The 15,654-nt window shown below is 56.8% G+C and carries 18 protein-coding genes and 3 pseudogenes; 5 read left to right on the top strand and 16 right to left on the bottom strand.

All coding sequences use genetic code 11. The annotated features are described in order from the left end of the window. The first annotated feature begins 15 nt into the window (after window positions 1–15). On the top strand, window positions 16–381 hold the full coding sequence (gene merD / locus AB4P90_RS00740; RefSeq protein WP_003465059.1) for a mercury resistance co-regulator MerD: 366 nt from the start codon (window positions 16–18) through the stop codon (window positions 379–381). Next, window positions 378–614, top strand: a complete 237-nt coding sequence (gene merE, locus AB4P90_RS00735; RefSeq protein WP_001087809.1) for a broad-spectrum mercury transporter MerE — start codon at window positions 378–380, stop codon at window positions 612–614. Before merD ends, merE begins: the two co-directional genes overlap by 4 nt. A 52-nt stretch (window positions 615–666) precedes the next feature. Here the strand turns inward: merE and AB4P90_RS00730 are convergent. The 11 genes and pseudogenes from AB4P90_RS00730 to gtdA form a co-directional block, all read right to left on the bottom strand. Beyond that, window positions 667–1,131: pseudogene (locus tag AB4P90_RS00730) on the bottom strand (recombinase family protein); the annotation flags it as partial. Window positions 1,132–1,492: 361 nt separating this feature from the next. Beyond that, a pseudogene (istB, locus tag AB4P90_RS00725) lies at window positions 1,493–1,966 on the bottom strand (IS21-like element ISPre4 family helper ATPase IstB); the annotation flags it as partial. After that, the gene (locus AB4P90_RS00720) at window positions 1,956–2,303 is read right to left on the bottom strand and encodes a ketoacyl-synthetase C-terminal extension domain-containing protein (protein ID WP_177346358.1); all 348 of its coding nucleotides are present in this window, start codon (window positions 2,301–2,303) and stop codon (window positions 1,956–1,958) included. The pseudogene istB and the gene AB4P90_RS00720, both read right to left, overlap by 11 nt. Window positions 2,304–2,534: 231 nt before the next feature. Then, window positions 2,535–2,744, bottom strand: a complete 210-nt coding sequence (locus AB4P90_RS00715) for a DUF417 family protein (RefSeq protein WP_198834214.1) — start codon at window positions 2,742–2,744, stop codon at window positions 2,535–2,537. Window positions 2,745–2,804: 60 nt separating this feature from the next. Further along, entirely contained in the window at window positions 2,805–3,290 is a 486-nt protein-coding gene (locus tag AB4P90_RS00710; protein ID WP_234452846.1) for a hypothetical protein, read from the bottom strand. A 12-nt stretch (window positions 3,291–3,302) separates the two neighbouring features. Then, the gene (locus AB4P90_RS00705; RefSeq protein ID WP_004577240.1) at window positions 3,303–4,265 is read right to left on the bottom strand and encodes an IS30-like element ISPpu17 family transposase; all 963 of its coding nucleotides are present in this window, start codon (window positions 4,263–4,265) and stop codon (window positions 3,303–3,305) included. Between the two features lie 91 nt (window positions 4,266–4,356). Beyond that, window positions 4,357–5,331, bottom strand: a complete 975-nt coding sequence (locus AB4P90_RS00700) for an AarF/UbiB family protein (RefSeq protein ID WP_234452826.1) — start codon at window positions 5,329–5,331, stop codon at window positions 4,357–4,359. Window positions 5,332–5,757: 426 nt separating this feature from the next. Then, window positions 5,758–6,399 carry a maleylacetoacetate isomerase gene (gene maiA, locus AB4P90_RS00695; RefSeq protein ID WP_078481975.1) on the bottom strand — a complete coding sequence of 214 codons (642 nt, stop codon included), beginning with the start codon at window positions 6,397–6,399 and terminating at the stop codon, window positions 5,758–5,760. Beyond that, window positions 6,386–7,738, bottom strand: coding sequence for an aromatic acid/H+ symport family MFS transporter (locus AB4P90_RS00690; protein WP_078481974.1), 1,353 nt, complete (start codon window positions 7,736–7,738; stop codon window positions 6,386–6,388). The genes maiA and AB4P90_RS00690 overlap by 14 nt, the downstream gene beginning before the upstream one ends. A 50-nt stretch (window positions 7,739–7,788) precedes the next feature. Beyond that, the gene (locus AB4P90_RS00685; protein ID WP_078481973.1) at window positions 7,789–8,487 is read right to left on the bottom strand and encodes a fumarylacetoacetate hydrolase family protein; all 699 of its coding nucleotides are present in this window, start codon (window positions 8,485–8,487) and stop codon (window positions 7,789–7,791) included. Between the two features lie 15 nt (window positions 8,488–8,502). Further along, on the bottom strand, window positions 8,503–9,552 hold the full coding sequence (gene gtdA, locus AB4P90_RS00680; protein WP_198834213.1) for a gentisate 1,2-dioxygenase: 1,050 nt from the start codon (window positions 9,550–9,552) through the stop codon (window positions 8,503–8,505). A 110-nt stretch (window positions 9,553–9,662) separates the two neighbouring features. On the opposite strand from gtdA, the gene AB4P90_RS00675 reads away from it, so the two are divergent. The 3 genes from AB4P90_RS00675 to AB4P90_RS00665 all read left to right on the top strand — a co-directional run bounded on the left by AB4P90_RS00675 (window position 9,663) and on the right by AB4P90_RS00665 (window position 11,931). Beyond that, window positions 9,663–10,628 carry a LysR family transcriptional regulator gene (locus AB4P90_RS00675; RefSeq protein WP_078481971.1) on the top strand — a complete coding sequence of 322 codons (966 nt, stop codon included), beginning with the start codon at window positions 9,663–9,665 and terminating at the stop codon, window positions 10,626–10,628. A gap of 165 nt (window positions 10,629–10,793) precedes the next feature. Then, window positions 10,794–10,943, top strand: coding sequence for a hypothetical protein (locus AB4P90_RS00670; RefSeq protein WP_161493052.1), 150 nt, complete (start codon window positions 10,794–10,796; stop codon window positions 10,941–10,943). A 79-nt stretch (window positions 10,944–11,022) separates the two neighbouring features. Next, complete coding sequence (locus AB4P90_RS00665; protein WP_078481990.1) at window positions 11,023–11,931, top strand: YeeE/YedE thiosulfate transporter family protein; 909 nt, start codon at window positions 11,023–11,025, stop codon at window positions 11,929–11,931. Between the two features lie 375 nt (window positions 11,932–12,306). Here the strand turns inward: AB4P90_RS00665 and AB4P90_RS00660 are convergent, their stop codons facing one another. The 5 genes and pseudogenes from AB4P90_RS00660 to AB4P90_RS00640 form a co-directional block, all read right to left on the bottom strand. Then, window positions 12,307–13,296, bottom strand: a complete 990-nt coding sequence (locus AB4P90_RS00660) for an LLM class flavin-dependent oxidoreductase (RefSeq protein WP_078481988.1) — start codon at window positions 13,294–13,296, stop codon at window positions 12,307–12,309. Next, complete coding sequence (locus tag AB4P90_RS00655; RefSeq protein ID WP_395605575.1) at window positions 13,241–13,600, bottom strand: DDE-type integrase/transposase/recombinase; 360 nt, start codon at window positions 13,598–13,600, stop codon at window positions 13,241–13,243. The genes AB4P90_RS00660 and AB4P90_RS00655 overlap by 56 nt, the downstream gene beginning before the upstream one ends. Window positions 13,601–13,980: 380 nt before the next feature. After that, the gene (locus AB4P90_RS00650) at window positions 13,981–14,484 is read right to left on the bottom strand and encodes a YkgB family protein (RefSeq protein WP_078481986.1); all 504 of its coding nucleotides are present in this window, start codon (window positions 14,482–14,484) and stop codon (window positions 13,981–13,983) included. Between the two features lie 225 nt (window positions 14,485–14,709). Further along, window positions 14,710–14,908, bottom strand: a pseudogene (locus AB4P90_RS00645) (hypothetical protein). Window positions 14,909–15,036: 128 nt separating this feature from the next. Beyond that, on the bottom strand, window positions 15,037–15,615 hold the full coding sequence (locus AB4P90_RS00640; protein WP_078481984.1) for a TetR/AcrR family transcriptional regulator: 579 nt from the start codon (window positions 15,613–15,615) through the stop codon (window positions 15,037–15,039). Window positions 15,616–15,654: the final 39 nt, after the last annotated feature.

Here is a 15,654-nt window from a genome sequence, read left to right as displayed (position 1 = left end):
AAAAGGAGGTTTTCAATGAGCGCCTACACCGTGTCCCGGCTGGCCCTTGATGCCGGGGTGAGCGTGCATATCGTGCGCGACTACCTGCTGCGCGGATTGCTGCGTCCGGTGGCGTGCACCCCGGGCGGCTATGGCCTGTTCGATGATGCCGCCTTGCAACGGCTGTGCTTCGTGCGGGCGGCCTTCGAGGCGGGCATCGGCCTGGACGCGCTGGCGCGGCTGTGCCGGGCGCTGGATGCTGCGGACGGCGATGAAGCGGCCGCGCAGCTTGCCGTTCTGCGCCAGTTCGTCGAGCGTCGGCGCGAAGCGTTGGCCGATCTGGAGGTGCAGTTGGCCACCATGCCGACCGAGCCGGCACAGCACGCGGAGAGTCTGCCATGAACAGCCCCGAGCGCTTGCCGTCCGAGACGCACAAACCGATCACCGGCTACCTGTGGGGCGCGCTGGCCGTGCTCACCTGTCCCTGCCATTTGCCGATTCTCGCCATTGTGCTGGCCGGCACGACGGCCGGCGCGTTCATCGGAGAGTACTGGGGTATCGCAGCCCTCACGCTGACCGGTTTGTTCGTCCTGTCTGTGACACGACTGCTGCGGGCCTTCAAAGATCGATCATGAGCGCTTCCCATTGAGACAAACCACGCTGTCGCTACGTTGCCTCATGCCGGCATCAAATTCGGCTGAGTAGCTTCTCGCCATCTGGACGTAGCTCACCCTTGGGTGAAACATGCCGATACAGGGTCTGCCGCGTGACGCCAAGTTCCTGGCACAGGTCGCCGACCTTGGTCTCTGGCTGACCCATTGCCGCCATCGCCAGCCGCAGCTTGGCGGCGGTCATCTTGAACGGCCGGCCGCCTTTCCGCCCGCGCGCGCGGGCCGAGGCTAGGCCGGCAATCGTGCGCTCCGCGATCAACTCGCGCTCGAACTCGGCCAGGGCGGCGAAGATGCCAAAGACCAGCTTGCCGGCGGCGGTCGTGGTGTCGATGGCCGCGCCGTGCCCGGTTAATACCTTCAAGCCGATGCCGCGCCCAGTCAGGTCGTGCACGGTGTTGATGAGATGTCGCAGGTCGCGTCCGAGCCGATCCAGTTTCCACACGACCAGTGTGTCGCCAGTTCGCAACGCCTTCAGGCAGCTGTGTCCTAGGAATAAAGGTTGTCACAAGCCCCCTTTTATTTCGAGGCCTCCAGCCAAAACCTGCGTGGCAAAAAATTAATAAACTCTGTCACAAATCTTGAATTTACAAAAAATGATGGGGTTTTTCGAAGAATAAAGATTGTCACAGCGGAGGATCAGAAGCCGAGGAGTCAGATGGGGCGGAAAAGCCCCCACTCAGTCATGATGTTATTTTTCTGACGGAAACGACCGCAACTGCATCAGTTGTGGTTTTAGAGTGCGGATTCCACAACACTTGGACACTCAGCCCACGATCATTTGGACACTCATTCCACGCTCACTTGGAGAGGCAGTCGGAGCGCAGCGACGCAGGTTCGCATTGTTAGTCTGAAGTCCCGGTTGCAGTCAATTTCGTTGCGCGCCTGCGCATCGATTTGCCCTTCAGTTCGATGCGGTAAGCGTTGTGCACCAGCCGGTCTAGGATCGCATCGCCCAAGGTCGGATCACCGATCAGCGCATGCCACTTATTCACCGGCATCTGGCTGGTCACCAGCGTCGAGCGGTTTCCGTAACGGTCGTCCAGCAGTTCCAGCATGTCGCGCCGCTGCGCGGCGGTAAACGGTGCAAGGCCCCAGTCGTCCAGGATCAGCAGATCGGTCTTGGCATAACCCGCCATGAGTTTGGCGAAGCGACCGTCGCCGTGGGCCAGGCCCAGTTCTTCCATCAAGCGAGGCAGACGAAGATAACGCACGCTGTAACCGTCCCGGCAAGCCTTATGGGCCAGCGCGCAGGCGAGCCACGTTTTGCCTACGCCTGTCGGGCCGCCGATGATCAGGTTCAGGCCGTCACGCAGCCAACAGGATCAGTTGCGGCCCGATATCAGCTGCAGTTACACGCAGATGATCAACAAATTCCTCCACCACCAGATGGGCATTGACGCCGCCAAAACCATAACTGTTGATGCTCGCCCGACGTGGCAGCTCGTTGCCGTCGGCATCCTGCACCGCCGGCCATGGCAGGTTCCCGGACGCGAGCGACAGTTGCTGCGGATCGAGCGTGATCGCCGGGCTGAGTTGTTGATACCCAGGTATGCCCGGCAGTTGCTGCTGTTTTACCGCATCAATCACCTTGAACAACGCCGCCATGCCGGACGCCAACTCCTCACCAGTAACCACGTGCGCCACATAGATCACGCTGACACCTAAGGCGGCTTACTTGGTGGTACAGCCGCCATTGATAGGACGGCGCGCCCGTTGATCCACCCATCAAGCCGCACCAAGTCAGCAATATCAGTCAACCAAGACTTGCCGACCGCTGACAGCGCTTTTGAAGGGGGTCGTTAGTTGTTGCGCCGCATTCTTGACCAGTACCAGCGAACCGGCCAGCAGCACTAGGTGCTTTGATCAAAAACGCGCGGATGCCGGTCATGGTTGGAAAACCACCTGCCGAAGCCTCCAGCCACCTGGAACAGTCAAGAGTAGAGTGGAGGTTGTCAGGTAAAACAGACAGTAGCCGACGGCGGCTATCGGTGCGATCCTCGGTGACCAGGCACCAATAGCTAGACCCAGACCAGTAGTCCATTCAGCTCCGCCCAGTGCATAACTTGTGCCCTGAGTACCGAATACTCCGTGCATCTAAGAAAGGAGAGGACTGTTACTGATCAACGAGATCAGTCCCTGAGCGTTGTAGTCCAATTAAGAACTTTTAAACAAACTCCATAAAAACGCCACCAGACCACCCGCCGTGGCAATCGCCGCCAGCCAACTGAGTATCGGCAAGCCCGCCCACACGGGCCCCACTGCAGCGATCTGCGGACCGAAGGTAATCACCAAGGCACTGATCAGCAACGCTAAGGAAAGCCTTGTGGAGGCCAGGCGCAATGAGCGCTCCAGACGCTCTAGCCCAGGCAGATCCATGCGCACTTCCAGCACTCCGTGCTTGAGCCGGTTGACTAGCAGTCGCGCCAGTTGCGGCAAGTCACCCAGCAGGCCGCGTCCCAACTCAAGGCCATCGAGGCCCAGGCGCTTTGTCATCCTCCAACTCAATTGCTCCCGGAGCATTTTGACGATGGCCGGCTTGGCTGTGGCGATAAGGTCTAATTCCGGGTCCAGACGCGTCAGCACACCATCGGCAGTCACCAGGGCCTTGAACAGCACCAACAAATCAGGCGGTAAGAGCAATTGGTCCTGAATTCAACACATAAGTGCAACGCTCACCCCTGTATGCACTTCGTACGGCGTCTTCCAGCCCAAGCGCTTGCGCGGGCGTAGATTGATCCTCGCTACTGTCCGATTGACGGCTTCGACGGTCAGCTTGCTGAAGTCGCTGCCCTTGGGGAAATACTGGCGGAGCAGACCGTTGGTGTTTTCATTGGTGCCACGTTGCCAGGATGAATAGGGGTCTGCAAAAAAGACCTGGCACTGGCTCCGTAGCGCGATGCGTTCATGCCCGGCAAACTCCCTTCCGTTATCCAGCGTCAGCGTGTGAGCGGCATGGCCCTGAAGCATCAGATTGATCGCCCGCGTTACCTGCCGGCGCGTTCTGCGCTTGACCGGATAGGCGCTCAGATAGCCGCTTTTGCGATCAACCAGGGTCACCAGGTTACCGCCCAGTCCATGTACCGTATCGCCCTCCCAGTCCCCCAGGCGCTCGCGGCTTTCGACCTCGGCTGGGCGTTCACTGATTGACACGCGATTACGCAGCTGCCCGCGCCGATCGTGGCTTCCATAGCGTTTCCGGTAGCGCTTTCGGCGATGTCGCAGATAGGTATAAAGCTCACCACCGGCGCGCTGTTCGGCGGCAATGAACCGATAAATCCACTCATGGCTGACCGCCCGGCTTGGCTGCTCCTGCTTCAACCGCTGGGCGATCTGCTCCGGACTCATGCCATGCTTGAGCCACACCGGGAGATGATGGCTGAGCCATGTCGCCGGCTTGCAAAACTTGCGCGCACCCGCTCGACGAGCATCACTTTCATGGGCCGCAGAAACAGCCTTGTAGATATTCTGGGTGCTGTTGCGGCGAACCTCGCGACTGATCGTCGAGGGATGCACGCCGACCCGCTTTGCAATGCTCGCCTGGCTCTCTGCGGCGCTCAAGCCAGCCTCAATCTGGTAACGTTGTCCCTGAGTCAGCTGCCGGTAATGCGTAGTCATCTGCGCTTGAATCCTTCGGTGTGAGAGCCTGGATTCTACCGGTGGCTGGCTCTCTGCCTCTCGTTTCAAGCGTTGCGCTTATTCTATGAATTCAGGGGTGCTCGCGCATCAAATCAAGAAAGTCTTCAATGAGCGCACTCATGTTCAGTGCCTTGCCACCATGGCGCGCTATGTATTCGCGGGCGGCCTGTTCAATGGCGGGTATGTTCTGCACACCATTGCCGCTCCAGTCGATTAGCACAGTCACCAGCGCATCACTATTGTTCTCGGTCAATGCGCGCATGAAGCTCATCACCTCAAGGCGTCGGCGCTCGTCGAGACGACCAACCATGCCAAAGTCAATAAAACCGACACGATTACCACTCATGGCCTTGAGGTTGCCTGGGTGCGGATCACCATGGAACACACCGTCCTCCAAGAGCATTTTTATAAATGCACGTGCGCCACGGCTGGCCAGCAGGCTCGGGTCCAAGCCTTGCTCGATCAGAGCTTGGCGCTCCAGCGGGGTATAGCTGGGAAGATATTCCTGTACAAGCAGCCGCTCGCTACTATGGGCCCAATAAATACGCGGGATGACAATGTGCGGCTGCTGCGAGAAATTAGCCGCTACGGCGTCACAGTTAAGGCCTTCCTGAGTAAAATCCAGCTCTTCCAACATCGCTCGAGCCAGTTGTCGGACCATCTTGCGCGGTTGGTACTGCGCCAAAGCGCCGTTGTCTTCAATCAGTAGGGCGACGCTTTCCAGCAGTTGCAGGTCGGCAGTCATTTTACGTCGCAACCCAGGGCGCTGAATTTTGACCACCACGTCCTCACCACTGAGCAGGCGCGCCCGATAGACCTGGGCAATCGATGCTGCCGCAAGAGGAGTGGTATTGAACTCGGCGAACACCTGATCAAGCTCAGCACCAAGGTCTTCAAGAACCTGGCCTTGCAACTGCTCCCAAGTCAACGTTGCCGCGCCGCTGTGCAGGTTTTCGAGTTCTTCGATCCACAATGCCGGCAAGATGTCGCCGCGACTTGCAAGGATCTGCCCAAGCTTGACAAACGTTGGCCCCAACGCCTCCAACGCTCGCCTCACGCGCTGTGGGGTGCCCTCGTCAGTTGGTTGGCTGCCGACGGGCTCAGCCCCCCCCACCAGCCGTCCCAGGCCCAGACGGAATAGCACATCCTGAGCCCCGAAACTGGCGAGGATAGTAACAATTTCACGCCCCCGTTGATGGTGCTTGAGTGCGGTCCAAGTTGATTCGAGCATAGCGAGTAGCCCCCAGGTTTTTCTATCGTGTCGTGCACACAGCGAAATTCCAGAACTCGATGCCTGGATGCACCTTTGGACACTGGCAGCTCATTTTCGATCAGTTGATTGACCGCTTGGGCTTTGAATTCTTTCGGGTAATACGGGGGGCTATTAGCTCCCCCTGATCGGCCTCATTTTAAGGCACAAAGTTTCTACTAATCTGGAGGGATTCAGACGTGAAATCACTGTAATTGGCTTTCAGCCTATGTAATCAGGCTGATTGTGAGGCTGCGCCTTTATAAAAGCTGGATGCTCCAAACACAATTGGTAAACCGTCAAAACCTGCTCAAACCGCTGAAGTTCGCAGCCCATGCGCAATGCATTGGCCACCTGAGGTACCAGACAACAATCGGCCAGGCTCGGGCTGTCGCCAAAACAGTAGCTGCCGCTGCCATGGCGGCTCAACATAGTTTCCAACGCCTTGATTCCCTCTTCGATCCAGTGCTTGTACCACGCCTCTTTCTGTTGATCGCTGATTGCCAGTTGTTTATTCAGGTAACCCAACACACGTAGGTTGTTCAGGGGATGAATGTCACAACCTATTAGATTCGCCACTTCCAATACGCGGGCGCGGGCCAGAGGCTCTAGCGGGATCAGTCGCGCGTGTGGACTGAGGTTGTCCAGATAATCAATGATTGCCAGGGATTGGCTGATCGGCTGACCATCATCCGTGATCAGCAAAGGTACGCTGTGTGACGGGTTTAGTTTCAAAAACGAGGCCGTTGCCTGCTCGCCGACGCGGATATTAATACCCTGGTGCTGGTAGTCAAAACCCTTGAGTGCCAGCGCTATGCGCACGCGCCATGAGGTGGAGCTGTTGAAAAAATTATACAATTGCACCGTATTCTCCTTTTATCTTGGGTAGGGCGCGATAACGCCGACCCATTAAAAAAACAGCAGTCGCTGCGAGTAGCGCTGGCACCATCAGCCAAAGAAAAATACCGTTCAAACCAATCCCGGCACTCAATAAGGTGCCGCCAGCCAAAGTGCCTGCAATCGAGCCGATGCGTCCGACCCCATGGCACCAAGCAACACCAGTGGCACGGCTGGTAGTCGGGTAGAAGTTCGCCGCCAGGGCGTTGGCTCCAACCTGGCTGCCGCTGATACAAAAGCCCATGGCGGCCACGCATGCCAATAGCACTGAGAAATGCTGATAGAACTGGCTGATGGCCAACAACGTCAACGTGCCGCCGATGTACGCCGTAGTCAGCACTTTCCAGGCATCAATGCGATCCATGGTTGCGCCAAGGATAATCGCCCCCAGCGTTCCACCGACCTGGAACATTGCACCAGCCAGCGCCGCGTCCGACATCGCCTGACCCGTCTCGCGGATCAGGGTCGGCAGCCAGTTGGTGAGCAGGTAGATGATCATGAACCCCGTAAAAAACGTCCCCCATAGCAGCAAGGTTCCGTATTTCAAATGCCCTTGAAGGATCTCTCGCACGGGTGAATCTTTAGCCTGTGGAGGCACCTCAAGTTGCACATTGGCTGGCAGTGGAGCAATGCGCCGCAAGATGTCCGTCACCCTGTCGGGCACCATGCGCCTGGCGATCAAAAACCGTACCGATTCGGGCAGCCACGCCATTAGCATGGGTAAAAACAACAACGGTAACAACCCGCCCAGCATCAACACTGCGCGCCAGCCTACAAGTGGCAGCAAATGGGCAACCAGTACCCCGCTCAAGGCTGAGCCAAGGGTGAATCCGCAGAACATCAGGGTGACCATTAACGAGCGGCGGCGCACTGGGCAATATTCGCTGACCAGGGTAATCGCATTGGGCATCGCTCCGCCCAGCCCCAGACCCGTGAGAAACCGCAATACCGTCAGTGTTTGCACATCACCCGCTGTCGCCGAGGCCAGACTCCAACCGGAAAAAAACAGCACCGAGACTAACAGCACCATCTTGCGCCCGAAGCGGTCAGCTAAGGGCCCGGCAGCAAAGGCCCCCAGCATCAATCCCAGTAATACCGCGCCCAGCAACGGATTAAGCTGCGCGGTCGTCAGCGCCCATTCCTCGCGCAGTACAGGTGCGATAAAGCCGCCGATAGCCGTGTCCAAACCGTCCAGCGTCGCAACCAGAAAGCACAGTATGAGGATGCGCCACTGAAAGCCTGACATCGGATGGCGATCGATAAACGCCTGCACGTCCACGCTCTTCTTATTATGAGTGGATGACATTACATCGCTCCTGCAACGAGTGGACGGGGGTTACCCATTGATAAACAGGCTCAAATCACCTGCACACGCAGCTGACCGAGACCGTCAATTCCGGCGGCTATCAGGTCGCCGGCTACCACCGGGCCCACGCCTTCGGGCGTACCGGTCATGATTAGGTCTCCGGGCTGCAATTCGAAGTAACGGGATAGGTAAGCGATGATTTCCGGCACGGACCAAATCAGTTGTGCAATGTCGCTGCGCTGTTTGTCTTCACCGTTGACCGTGAGCCACAATCCGGCCTGCTTCGGGTGGGCAACCAACGTAGCTGGCCACAAGGGTGCAATCGGCGCCGAGTGATCAAAAGCCTTACCGATTTCCCATGGACGCCCTGCCTTGCGCATCTCCAGTTGCAGGTCGCGACGGGTCATATCGAGACCAACGGCATAGCCCCAGACGTGCTCATTGGCCTGTTCCTGGGGAATGTTGCTGCCACCCTTGCCGATGGCGACAACCAGTTCGGCTTCGTAGTGGTAGTTACTGGTTTGCGTCGGATATTTCAGCGTCAGGACCTCATCCTCCGCCACGGGTACAACTGCATCGCTCGGCTTGCAAAAGAAAAACGGGGGTTCGCGGTCAGGGTCAAACCCCATTTCCCGTGCATGAGCGGCGTAATTGCGCCCCACACAATAGACACGGCGCACGGCAAACAGCTCGTCACGGCCTTGGATAAAAAGCGACGTCGGCTGCTGCGGTTGAAAAATGTAAGTCATGGTCATCTCCAGGTTTTAAAAAGACTCGCGCGATTCACGCAGCAACCCCAGCGCCTGCTGCACGGGGCGGTCGGAAAAGCTGAAGAGCACGCACTCCTGATCCGCCGCCAAGCTGACTTGGGCCCAACTGGGGACCACGAATATGTCCTTGGGCTCAAAGTTCAGGCGTTGCCCGGCGATGCACACACTGCCACTGCCTTCCACCACAGAAAATACCGAGGCGTCGGTGCTGCGATACGGCTGGCCGCGAAAGCCTTTGGGTAATAGCTGCATGAACGCGGCGATGGTTGGGATCGGCCAGCCCCCCGTGAGCGGGTTGACGTAGCGCAACTTGATACCCTCCCAGCAATCCAGCGGTTCCTGGCGCAACAGGGTGTCGAGAGTTTCCCGGGTACGGGCGTAGGGATAATTGAAAATCGGCGAGGTGCGTGAGCTGGACTCATAGCGCATGGGTAATAAATTCATGCCATAGCGGGCCCCACTATTGCCCTCAGGCCGAGTCAGGGGCGGGACCGGAACTTGATGGTTTTCGGCGAAGCCGGCATCGAAGAAACGCACCATGGGTATGTCTAGGCCATCGAGCCACACCACGGGTTCACCACCTTCGTCGGCGGCTGGGTTGCCGTGGTCATGCCATGTCCAGGAGGGTGTGATGATGAAATCTCCGGGTGACATCGTGGTTCGCTCACCGTCTACCGAGGTAAATGCGCCTTGCCCGTCGACCACAAACCTCAGCGCTGATTGGCTGTGACGATGACTCGGAGCGGTCTCTCCGGGCAAAATCAGTTGCAGTCCAGCGTACAAGCTGGAAGTGATCGAAGCCTGCCCACGCAGAGCCGGGTTTTCCAGCACCAACACTCGGCGCACAGCCTCCTCGGCGCTGATCAGTTGCCCAGCTTCAGTCAGGAAAGGGCGCAGCTCGCGATAGCGCCACAGGGCCGGAACGCAGGCCGCGGCTGGCTCCGCAGGAACCAGATTGTGCAAGCGTTCCCAAAGCGGAAACAGACCCAGGCGATCAATACGCTGGTAAAAATCTTCCCGTACGGCAGTGATGTTGTTGTTCATGGATACACCTACAGGTTGAAACCGAGTCCTTAGGAGTATCCTGTGACTACCTATATGTGAATAATGCTATTTTAAGATAAACCCATACCAATCTACATATGGATACGCTCATGAGCTGGACTCGTCGCCTGCGTCTGCAACACCTTAAATGGTTGGTCAGCCTCGCCGAAACCGGGAGCATCAGCGAAGCTGCCCGAGCGTGTTTCAGTACCCAGCCTGCGTTATCCAAATGGCTTAAGGATCTCGAAGAAAGCATCGGCGCGCCTTTGTTCGAACGCCATGCTCGAGGCTTGAACCCCACTGCACACGGTTTGACTCTACTAGCCCATGCGCGGCGGGTACTCAGTGAAATGGAGCGTGCCCGTCACAACCTTGACACGCTACAAGGCACCAGCACCTTGCGGGTGGCTATTGGCACATCCGCCGCCTCGGCGCCCAACTTGGTACCGGCCGCCATCATGGAGTTTTTGCGGCGCCATCCCATGGCCCAGGTAGACCTGGAAGAAAACACCATGACGGCCTTGCTCGAACGACTGGAGCTCGGCCAGTTGGACCTGGTGGTCGGCCGTCTCGACAGTTACGTCCCATCCCACACGCTGCGTAGCGCGCGGCTATACGATGAAAAAATGCGTATCGTCTGCCGCGCAGACCACCCCTTGACTCAGCGAACAGGGCTGACCTGGGACGACTTGTACAACGTCAATTGGATTCTATGGCCGACCACCAGCCCCATCCGCAGCAAACTGGATATGGCCCTGGCCCACGCAGGGCGTCCGCCACTGCCATGTCGCATAGAATCCTCTTCACTGGTGGGCAACCTGTGGCTTTTGCAATACAGCGACTTACTGTCAGTAGCTTCCGAACGAGTAGCTGAACACTTCGCCCTGCGCGGCTTGTTGGTAAGCCTGGACTTTGAGCTGGATGCCACAGGCTCCCTGGGTATGTGCTGGCGTGACGAACCGTTCACTGACGTGGCCCTACCCGACCTTATGGCTAGCCTACGCCATGCCGCCGGCTGTCAACCCGGACGCTTGAATTCGTTTCTTACCACCGAAACCAGAAAGGGGCGTAATTGAAACCCGCTGAATACGCCTGACAGCTTAAAAGGTTAGATGTGTGCATGACGTTTCCCCGATAATGGCGATGCGCTCTGGAGCGTTATCGACTTCCCGCGAGACAGCGGCGAGTTGATCGAAGCATCCTTAAGTGACGTAATAGAGGCATCAGGATGACGTCCCGTTATGCCTGGTAACATCATTGATCCTGGCAAGTCGAACCTTAAGACCATCAAGGCATACAAGAACGCGGGCTTCGAAGCTGTTGGCGACTTCCTTGCAAGCACACGCGTTTTTGACGGGCTTGAGACGGTGCTGATGGTGGAAAAATTTTAACGGATGCCCGACATGGAAAGTTGCTGGCCATGTCGTCTACGCGGGCTCCCATCATCCAAATCAGCAGTGGCGCACGAACATGGTTTTCTCTTTACTGATGGCGTTGGTATTAGCATTCCTGATTGGCTGGATTTCGCAGCGCATGGGCATGTGCCTTGTCAAAGCGAGCGGACAATTGCTGGCTGGGCGCCCTACGTTGTTTCTGGCACTGACATCGTGTGGATTGTTTGGATTGATGCTGGCACCCCTCTATCGTTTCTCCGAGGCCAACCTGCCGCTGTACTCGCCCGGCATTTCCTATCCTTTGCTGGTTTTGGGAGGTTTGTTGTTCGGAGTGGCATCGGTGCTGAACAACGGTTGCAGCGTAGGCACGCTGACTAAGTTTGCCTGTGGCGATGTCAATAAAGCGTTCACGATGATCGGCTGGGTCCTGGGGATCGTGCTTTGGTACTACATGCACAAGACCCACGAACAGAAGGTCATTCTGGTGCCGGAAATTACCAGCCAGCATTACTGGCTTTTGATCGGGGTAGTAGCGCTGGTGCTGATGTTCCTGGTCCGCATACACGGTAATAAACACCTTGTGCTGTCCAGTATGCTACTGGGTGCGCTGACAAGTGCGCTCTACACGTTCGAGCCGTTATGGACACCCAGTGTGTTCTTTTACAATGTTTCGCAGATGTTCTGGGACGATACATCGGTTAGCGCTCGGCGTATTGCGGTGTTTGTTACGTTGCTGGCAGGCATGCTGAGTTTTACCTTGTATAGAAAAACGTTCCGCTTCGAGGCCTTTACCCCTCAAAAGGCGGGCGTTCATTTGTTGGCGGGTACTTTGATGGGGGCTGGGGCCTCGATGATGCTCGGTGGTAACGACTCGCAAATACTGTTGGTATTTCCAACACTAGTTGTTGAATCAAGCATTCCATTGGTGTCCATCGTCACAGGTATTATGGTGTCATTGTGGTGCAAAAAACGCGGTATGAGTTGATGCTGAGCGCAGCAGTTTCCACATAGTCCCGTGGTCCGCGTTTAGCGCATGAGTCAATGTGACAGGCGCAGGGCTTCACCGGCGATAACTTACTCAGTGCTGGTACGCGGATCTGCGAATTGAGTCAGGAGCGCGTGGGTAGCGAACTACCCTCGAGTATTGGTATCAGCGATTATTTGCTGTACTGGGGTATTTGCCCAAGCGATGAGTGTTGGGAGAATTTCGACTTGCAGCCGACGCGCGGCAAGTCGATCGGAGCATCCCTAAACGATCAGTCCGTAACAGCACTTAGCTACAGTCATAAAGAACATGCCGCTTAATGCAAGCCCGTGTGTTTTCAAACACGAGCCGCTACACCTAATAGCACCGAATCGATCAGGCGTTATCGGTAAACGCTCGTGCAGCAAGTGTGAATGAGTGACGGTGTGCGGCATGATCGAAGATAGTGCCGGAGAGCATCAGCTCGTCGGGACGGTGCTTGGCGGCGAATGCCATGATGCCCTCATGAACATCGGCCGCATCGCCGACTATCGCATACGACAGCGACTGCTCGACCATCGCCTTTTCCTGTGGTGTCCAGAACGCCTCGATGTCGTCGACTGGCGGCGGGATCAGGCCGGGATTACCACGTATCACGCTTACGAAGACTTGCTGCAGGGTCGTAAACAGGCGTCGTGCCTCGGCTCGGCTGTCGGCGGCCACGACATTGAGCGCTAAAATCACATAAGGCTCAGCCAGATATTTCGACGGTCGGAAATCTTGTCGATAACGGATCAAGGCCTCTTCAGTCATTGTTGGCGCGAAATGCGACGCGAATGCAAACGGCAAGCCCAGTGCCCCCGCAAGCTGTGCACTGAAAAGGCTTGAGCCCAATAGCCAGACCGGTACATCCAGACCAGCCCCCGGCACTGCCTGAACCGTTTGTCCCGGTTTCACCGGATGGAAGTAGTGCAGCAGTTCTTCCACATCGCTTGGGAAGGTATCGGCACCATCGAAGTAGCGGCGTAGCGCATGGGCCGTAGCCCCGTCGGTGCCTGGCGCTCGCCCGAGCCCCAAGTCTATGCGACCAGGATACAGCGAGGCCAGCGTGCCGAATTGTTCCGCAACCTGAAGCGGCGCGTGGTTGGGTAGCATCACTCCGCCTGCCCCGACCCTAATGGTCGATGTCCCGCCAGCAATATGCCCGATCAGCACCGCAGTCGCAGCACTGGCGATACCTGGCATGTTGTGGTGCTCTGCGAGCCAATAGCGCTTATAGCCAAGCGCTTCGGCATGTCGGGCGAGCTTGAGCGAGCGCTCGAAGGATTCGCTAGGTGTGCTGCCTTCGGTAACCGGTGCAGCGTCGAGAACTGAGTAGGGGATCATGGAGCAAGCCTCTTGAAATCATTACGAAGCGACGGCGCGCCTGGAGAGCGCATCGCTCCCCCGGCCCGTCAATTTTTGCATCTACCCTGCGGGTCGTCCCATAAACACCTCGATATAGGTGTTGCGACAACCGGTTGAATGCGCCTTGCGAGCCCTGATCCGAGTAAAACGGCAGCCCTTGAGGCCTGCCACGCTGCTCGTAAGCCATGTCCAACGCCTCAATGACTCGATTCGCATCCGGCTTGTTTGAAAGCGCCCAACGCAAAATTCGGCGTGCGTAGAGATCCAGAACGACAGCCAGCATGATCTTCAACCTGTTCGTACGCTGAAACCCGCAGTTCCGGTAAAGCGAGGTTATCCGGCCATCGAAGCTCCTGCTGAGCAGTATCAATGCTTTTCGATCTGTTGATTTTCGTATGTAGGTAGGCTGCCTCCCTAGTAACCACATGCGCCACATAGGCCACGCTGGCGCACCCGCTTATGAGCACCATGATTTTGACTAGCCTAATTCCTGCGGGTTTCATGCATTCCCTCTCCAAACGGATGCAAGCACCGACCCTCACTTGTGAGGACCGAAACAAGAAACCCAATCCTCAGCCCTGCCAGGCAACACCAAGGGCATTGATAGCGGCGGCGTTGGCCTAGGTTGCGTCGCTGTTGTAGCTGACAAGCGTGCTTTTCGGCCTAGATCGCAGCACCTTCCGCATCAGTCTGCTTGGTGCGGGCCGTCAGTTGCTGCGCCGCGTCCTTTACCAGCACAAGCGAACCGGCCAGCAATATTAGGTCTTTGATTAAAAATGCGCTGATATCGGTCATGGCCGGAAAACCACCAGCCGAAGCCTCCCAGCCACCTGGAGTACTTAAGACTAGAGTAGAGGTTGTCAGGTAGGTCAGGCAGGAGCCGGCGGCGGCAAGTAAAGCGATACTTGGCGACCAGGCACCAATAGCCAGACCGAGACCGATAGTCCATTCCGCAACGCCCAAGGCATAACTTGCGCCCTGAATACCGAACACGCCGTACATCCACGACAGGAGAGGACTATTACCAATCAGCGGGATCAATCCCTGAGCTTCATAATCAAACCATTTAGCGTAGCCAAACATAAAGAAAATCAAGACCAGGGCCCAGCGCATGAACTCAACTTCATACGGCCGGCGAAGAAAACGAGAATAAATTGATGAAGGCATGGGACTTCCTTGAAGGCAGTGAGATTTATAGACGTAGAGTTTGCTTAAAGTGATGCGTTACAGTTTTCGTAATTTTTTTAAACTCAGCAGGAAGGGGACGCTGCGCTCGCCTAGCGTCTCTACGAGCGCTGGCTATAATGCTCTGAGAAATGACGAGTCAGAGCTACACGACCAGGCTCGATCAGCTTTGGTCGGTTGCATCTAAGTAGTGGCAGTATCTGGCGATCAGTCAGGCGTCATGAGGACAGCCAGGGTCAGCTTGATGAACTCTTCGTTCCGGTCGAGGGTATCCGTTCTCGGTTACTTTGGCGTCGCCCTACTGCTCAACCCGATTGGTGAGTTCCATGATTGAAGCCTGCTCAATGGCGAGCAGGTTTCCATTCATTTTGGAAAGTAGGGAAAGCAGCAGGTCAGAGTTCGGCATCGATGTTCCTCCTTGGAGTGAACAGAGCAGCAGCTGGGTGATGCGAGCCCAGTCAAAGTCATTCTTTGCGGGCAAATAGGTCTACGGCCTGCGTTCTGAAGACTAAATAGCGCAATGGGCCAGCGGCATTAGCGGTTTAACTGAACCGCACCGCTGGCGCCGTTCAAGAAGATCGAGATGAGAAACTCAGGCCCCTGGCGTTTTCCCATCGACTCAGCGTCGATAAGGTCCGAAGTGGTTTCGCACAGTCCTTGAAACGCCCCCGTCATCCAGGCCGCCGGAAGGTCCTGGCGAAACAGCCCGGCCTGTTGACCACGCTCAAAAAATCCAACGAGCCGCGCATTAATGGTTTCGACCCGCACTGCCAGGTCGGACAGCAACGTTTCAATATGCGACCAGCCATAGCCCAGACCGTAGCCGCCCCCCCACACCTGCCCCAGCATCCTGAAATTCTCGGTCAGGCAGGAAAGACCCCGTACAAGGTCGCCATCTTCCAGCTTCGCTTGATCCAGCACCGCAGTGGCATCATTCAGCACACGATCAATGAGCGCTACAACCAAGTCCTCACGGGTGGGGAAATGGCGGACGAGCGTCGTACGACTAATGCCCGCCGAGGCAGCGATTTGCTGCATTGATGCGCTGCGGTCACGGGCATACACCGCTGCAGCAGCGTCCAGGACAGCGTCTCTCTTCTGATCGCGGGACATGAATCAAATATTTCCTTAATTACTTTTTATGATACGCGA

The sequence above is a fragment of the Pseudomonas sp. B16120 genome, assembly GCF_044218845.1.
In the GTDB taxonomy this organism is placed as follows: Bacteria; Pseudomonadota; Gammaproteobacteria; order Pseudomonadales; family Pseudomonadaceae; genus Aquipseudomonas; species Aquipseudomonas paracarnis.
The sequence above is the reverse complement of the archived record's forward strand: the minus strand, read 5'-3'. Positions and strand labels throughout refer to the sequence as shown.

Excerpts from the sequence above, each read along its gene's own strand:
- merD (WP_003465059.1), top strand. The coding sequence starts at position 16 with ATGAGCGCCTACACCGTGTCCCGGCTGGCCCTTGATGCCGGGGTGAGC.
- merE (WP_001087809.1), top strand. The coding sequence starts at position 378 with ATGAACAGCCCCGAGCGCTTGCCGTCCGAGACGCACAAACCGATCACC.
- AB4P90_RS00715 (WP_198834214.1), bottom strand. The coding sequence starts at position 2,744 with ATGCACGGAGTATTCGGTACTCAGGGCACAAGTTATGCACTGGGCGGA.
- AB4P90_RS00705 (WP_004577240.1), bottom strand. The coding sequence starts at position 4,265 with ATGACTACGCATTACCGGCAGCTGACTCAGGGACAACGTTACCAGATT.
- AB4P90_RS00690 (WP_078481974.1), bottom strand. The coding sequence starts at position 7,738 with ATGTCATCCACTCATAATAAGAAGAGCGTGGACGTGCAGGCGTTTATC.
- AB4P90_RS00685 (WP_078481973.1), bottom strand. The coding sequence starts at position 8,487 with ATGACTTACATTTTTCAACCGCAGCAGCCGACGTCGCTTTTTATCCAA.
- gtdA (WP_198834213.1), bottom strand. The coding sequence starts at position 9,552 with ATGAACAACAACATCACTGCCGTACGGGAAGATTTTTACCAGCGTATT.
- AB4P90_RS00675 (WP_078481971.1), top strand. The coding sequence starts at position 9,663 with ATGAGCTGGACTCGTCGCCTGCGTCTGCAACACCTTAAATGGTTGGTC.
- AB4P90_RS00670 (WP_161493052.1), top strand. The coding sequence starts at position 10,794 with ATGCCTGGTAACATCATTGATCCTGGCAAGTCGAACCTTAAGACCATC.
- AB4P90_RS00665 (WP_078481990.1), top strand. The coding sequence starts at position 11,023 with ATGGTTTTCTCTTTACTGATGGCGTTGGTATTAGCATTCCTGATTGGC.
- AB4P90_RS00660 (WP_078481988.1), bottom strand. The coding sequence starts at position 13,296 with ATGATCCCCTACTCAGTTCTCGACGCTGCACCGGTTACCGAAGGCAGC.
- AB4P90_RS00655 (WP_395605575.1), bottom strand. The coding sequence starts at position 13,600 with ATGCTGGCTGTCGTTCTGGATCTCTACGCACGCCGAATTTTGCGTTGG.
- AB4P90_RS00650 (WP_078481986.1), bottom strand. The coding sequence starts at position 14,484 with ATGCCTTCATCAATTTATTCTCGTTTTCTTCGCCGGCCGTATGAAGTT.
- AB4P90_RS00640 (WP_078481984.1), bottom strand. The coding sequence starts at position 15,615 with ATGTCCCGCGATCAGAAGAGAGACGCTGTCCTGGACGCTGCTGCAGCG.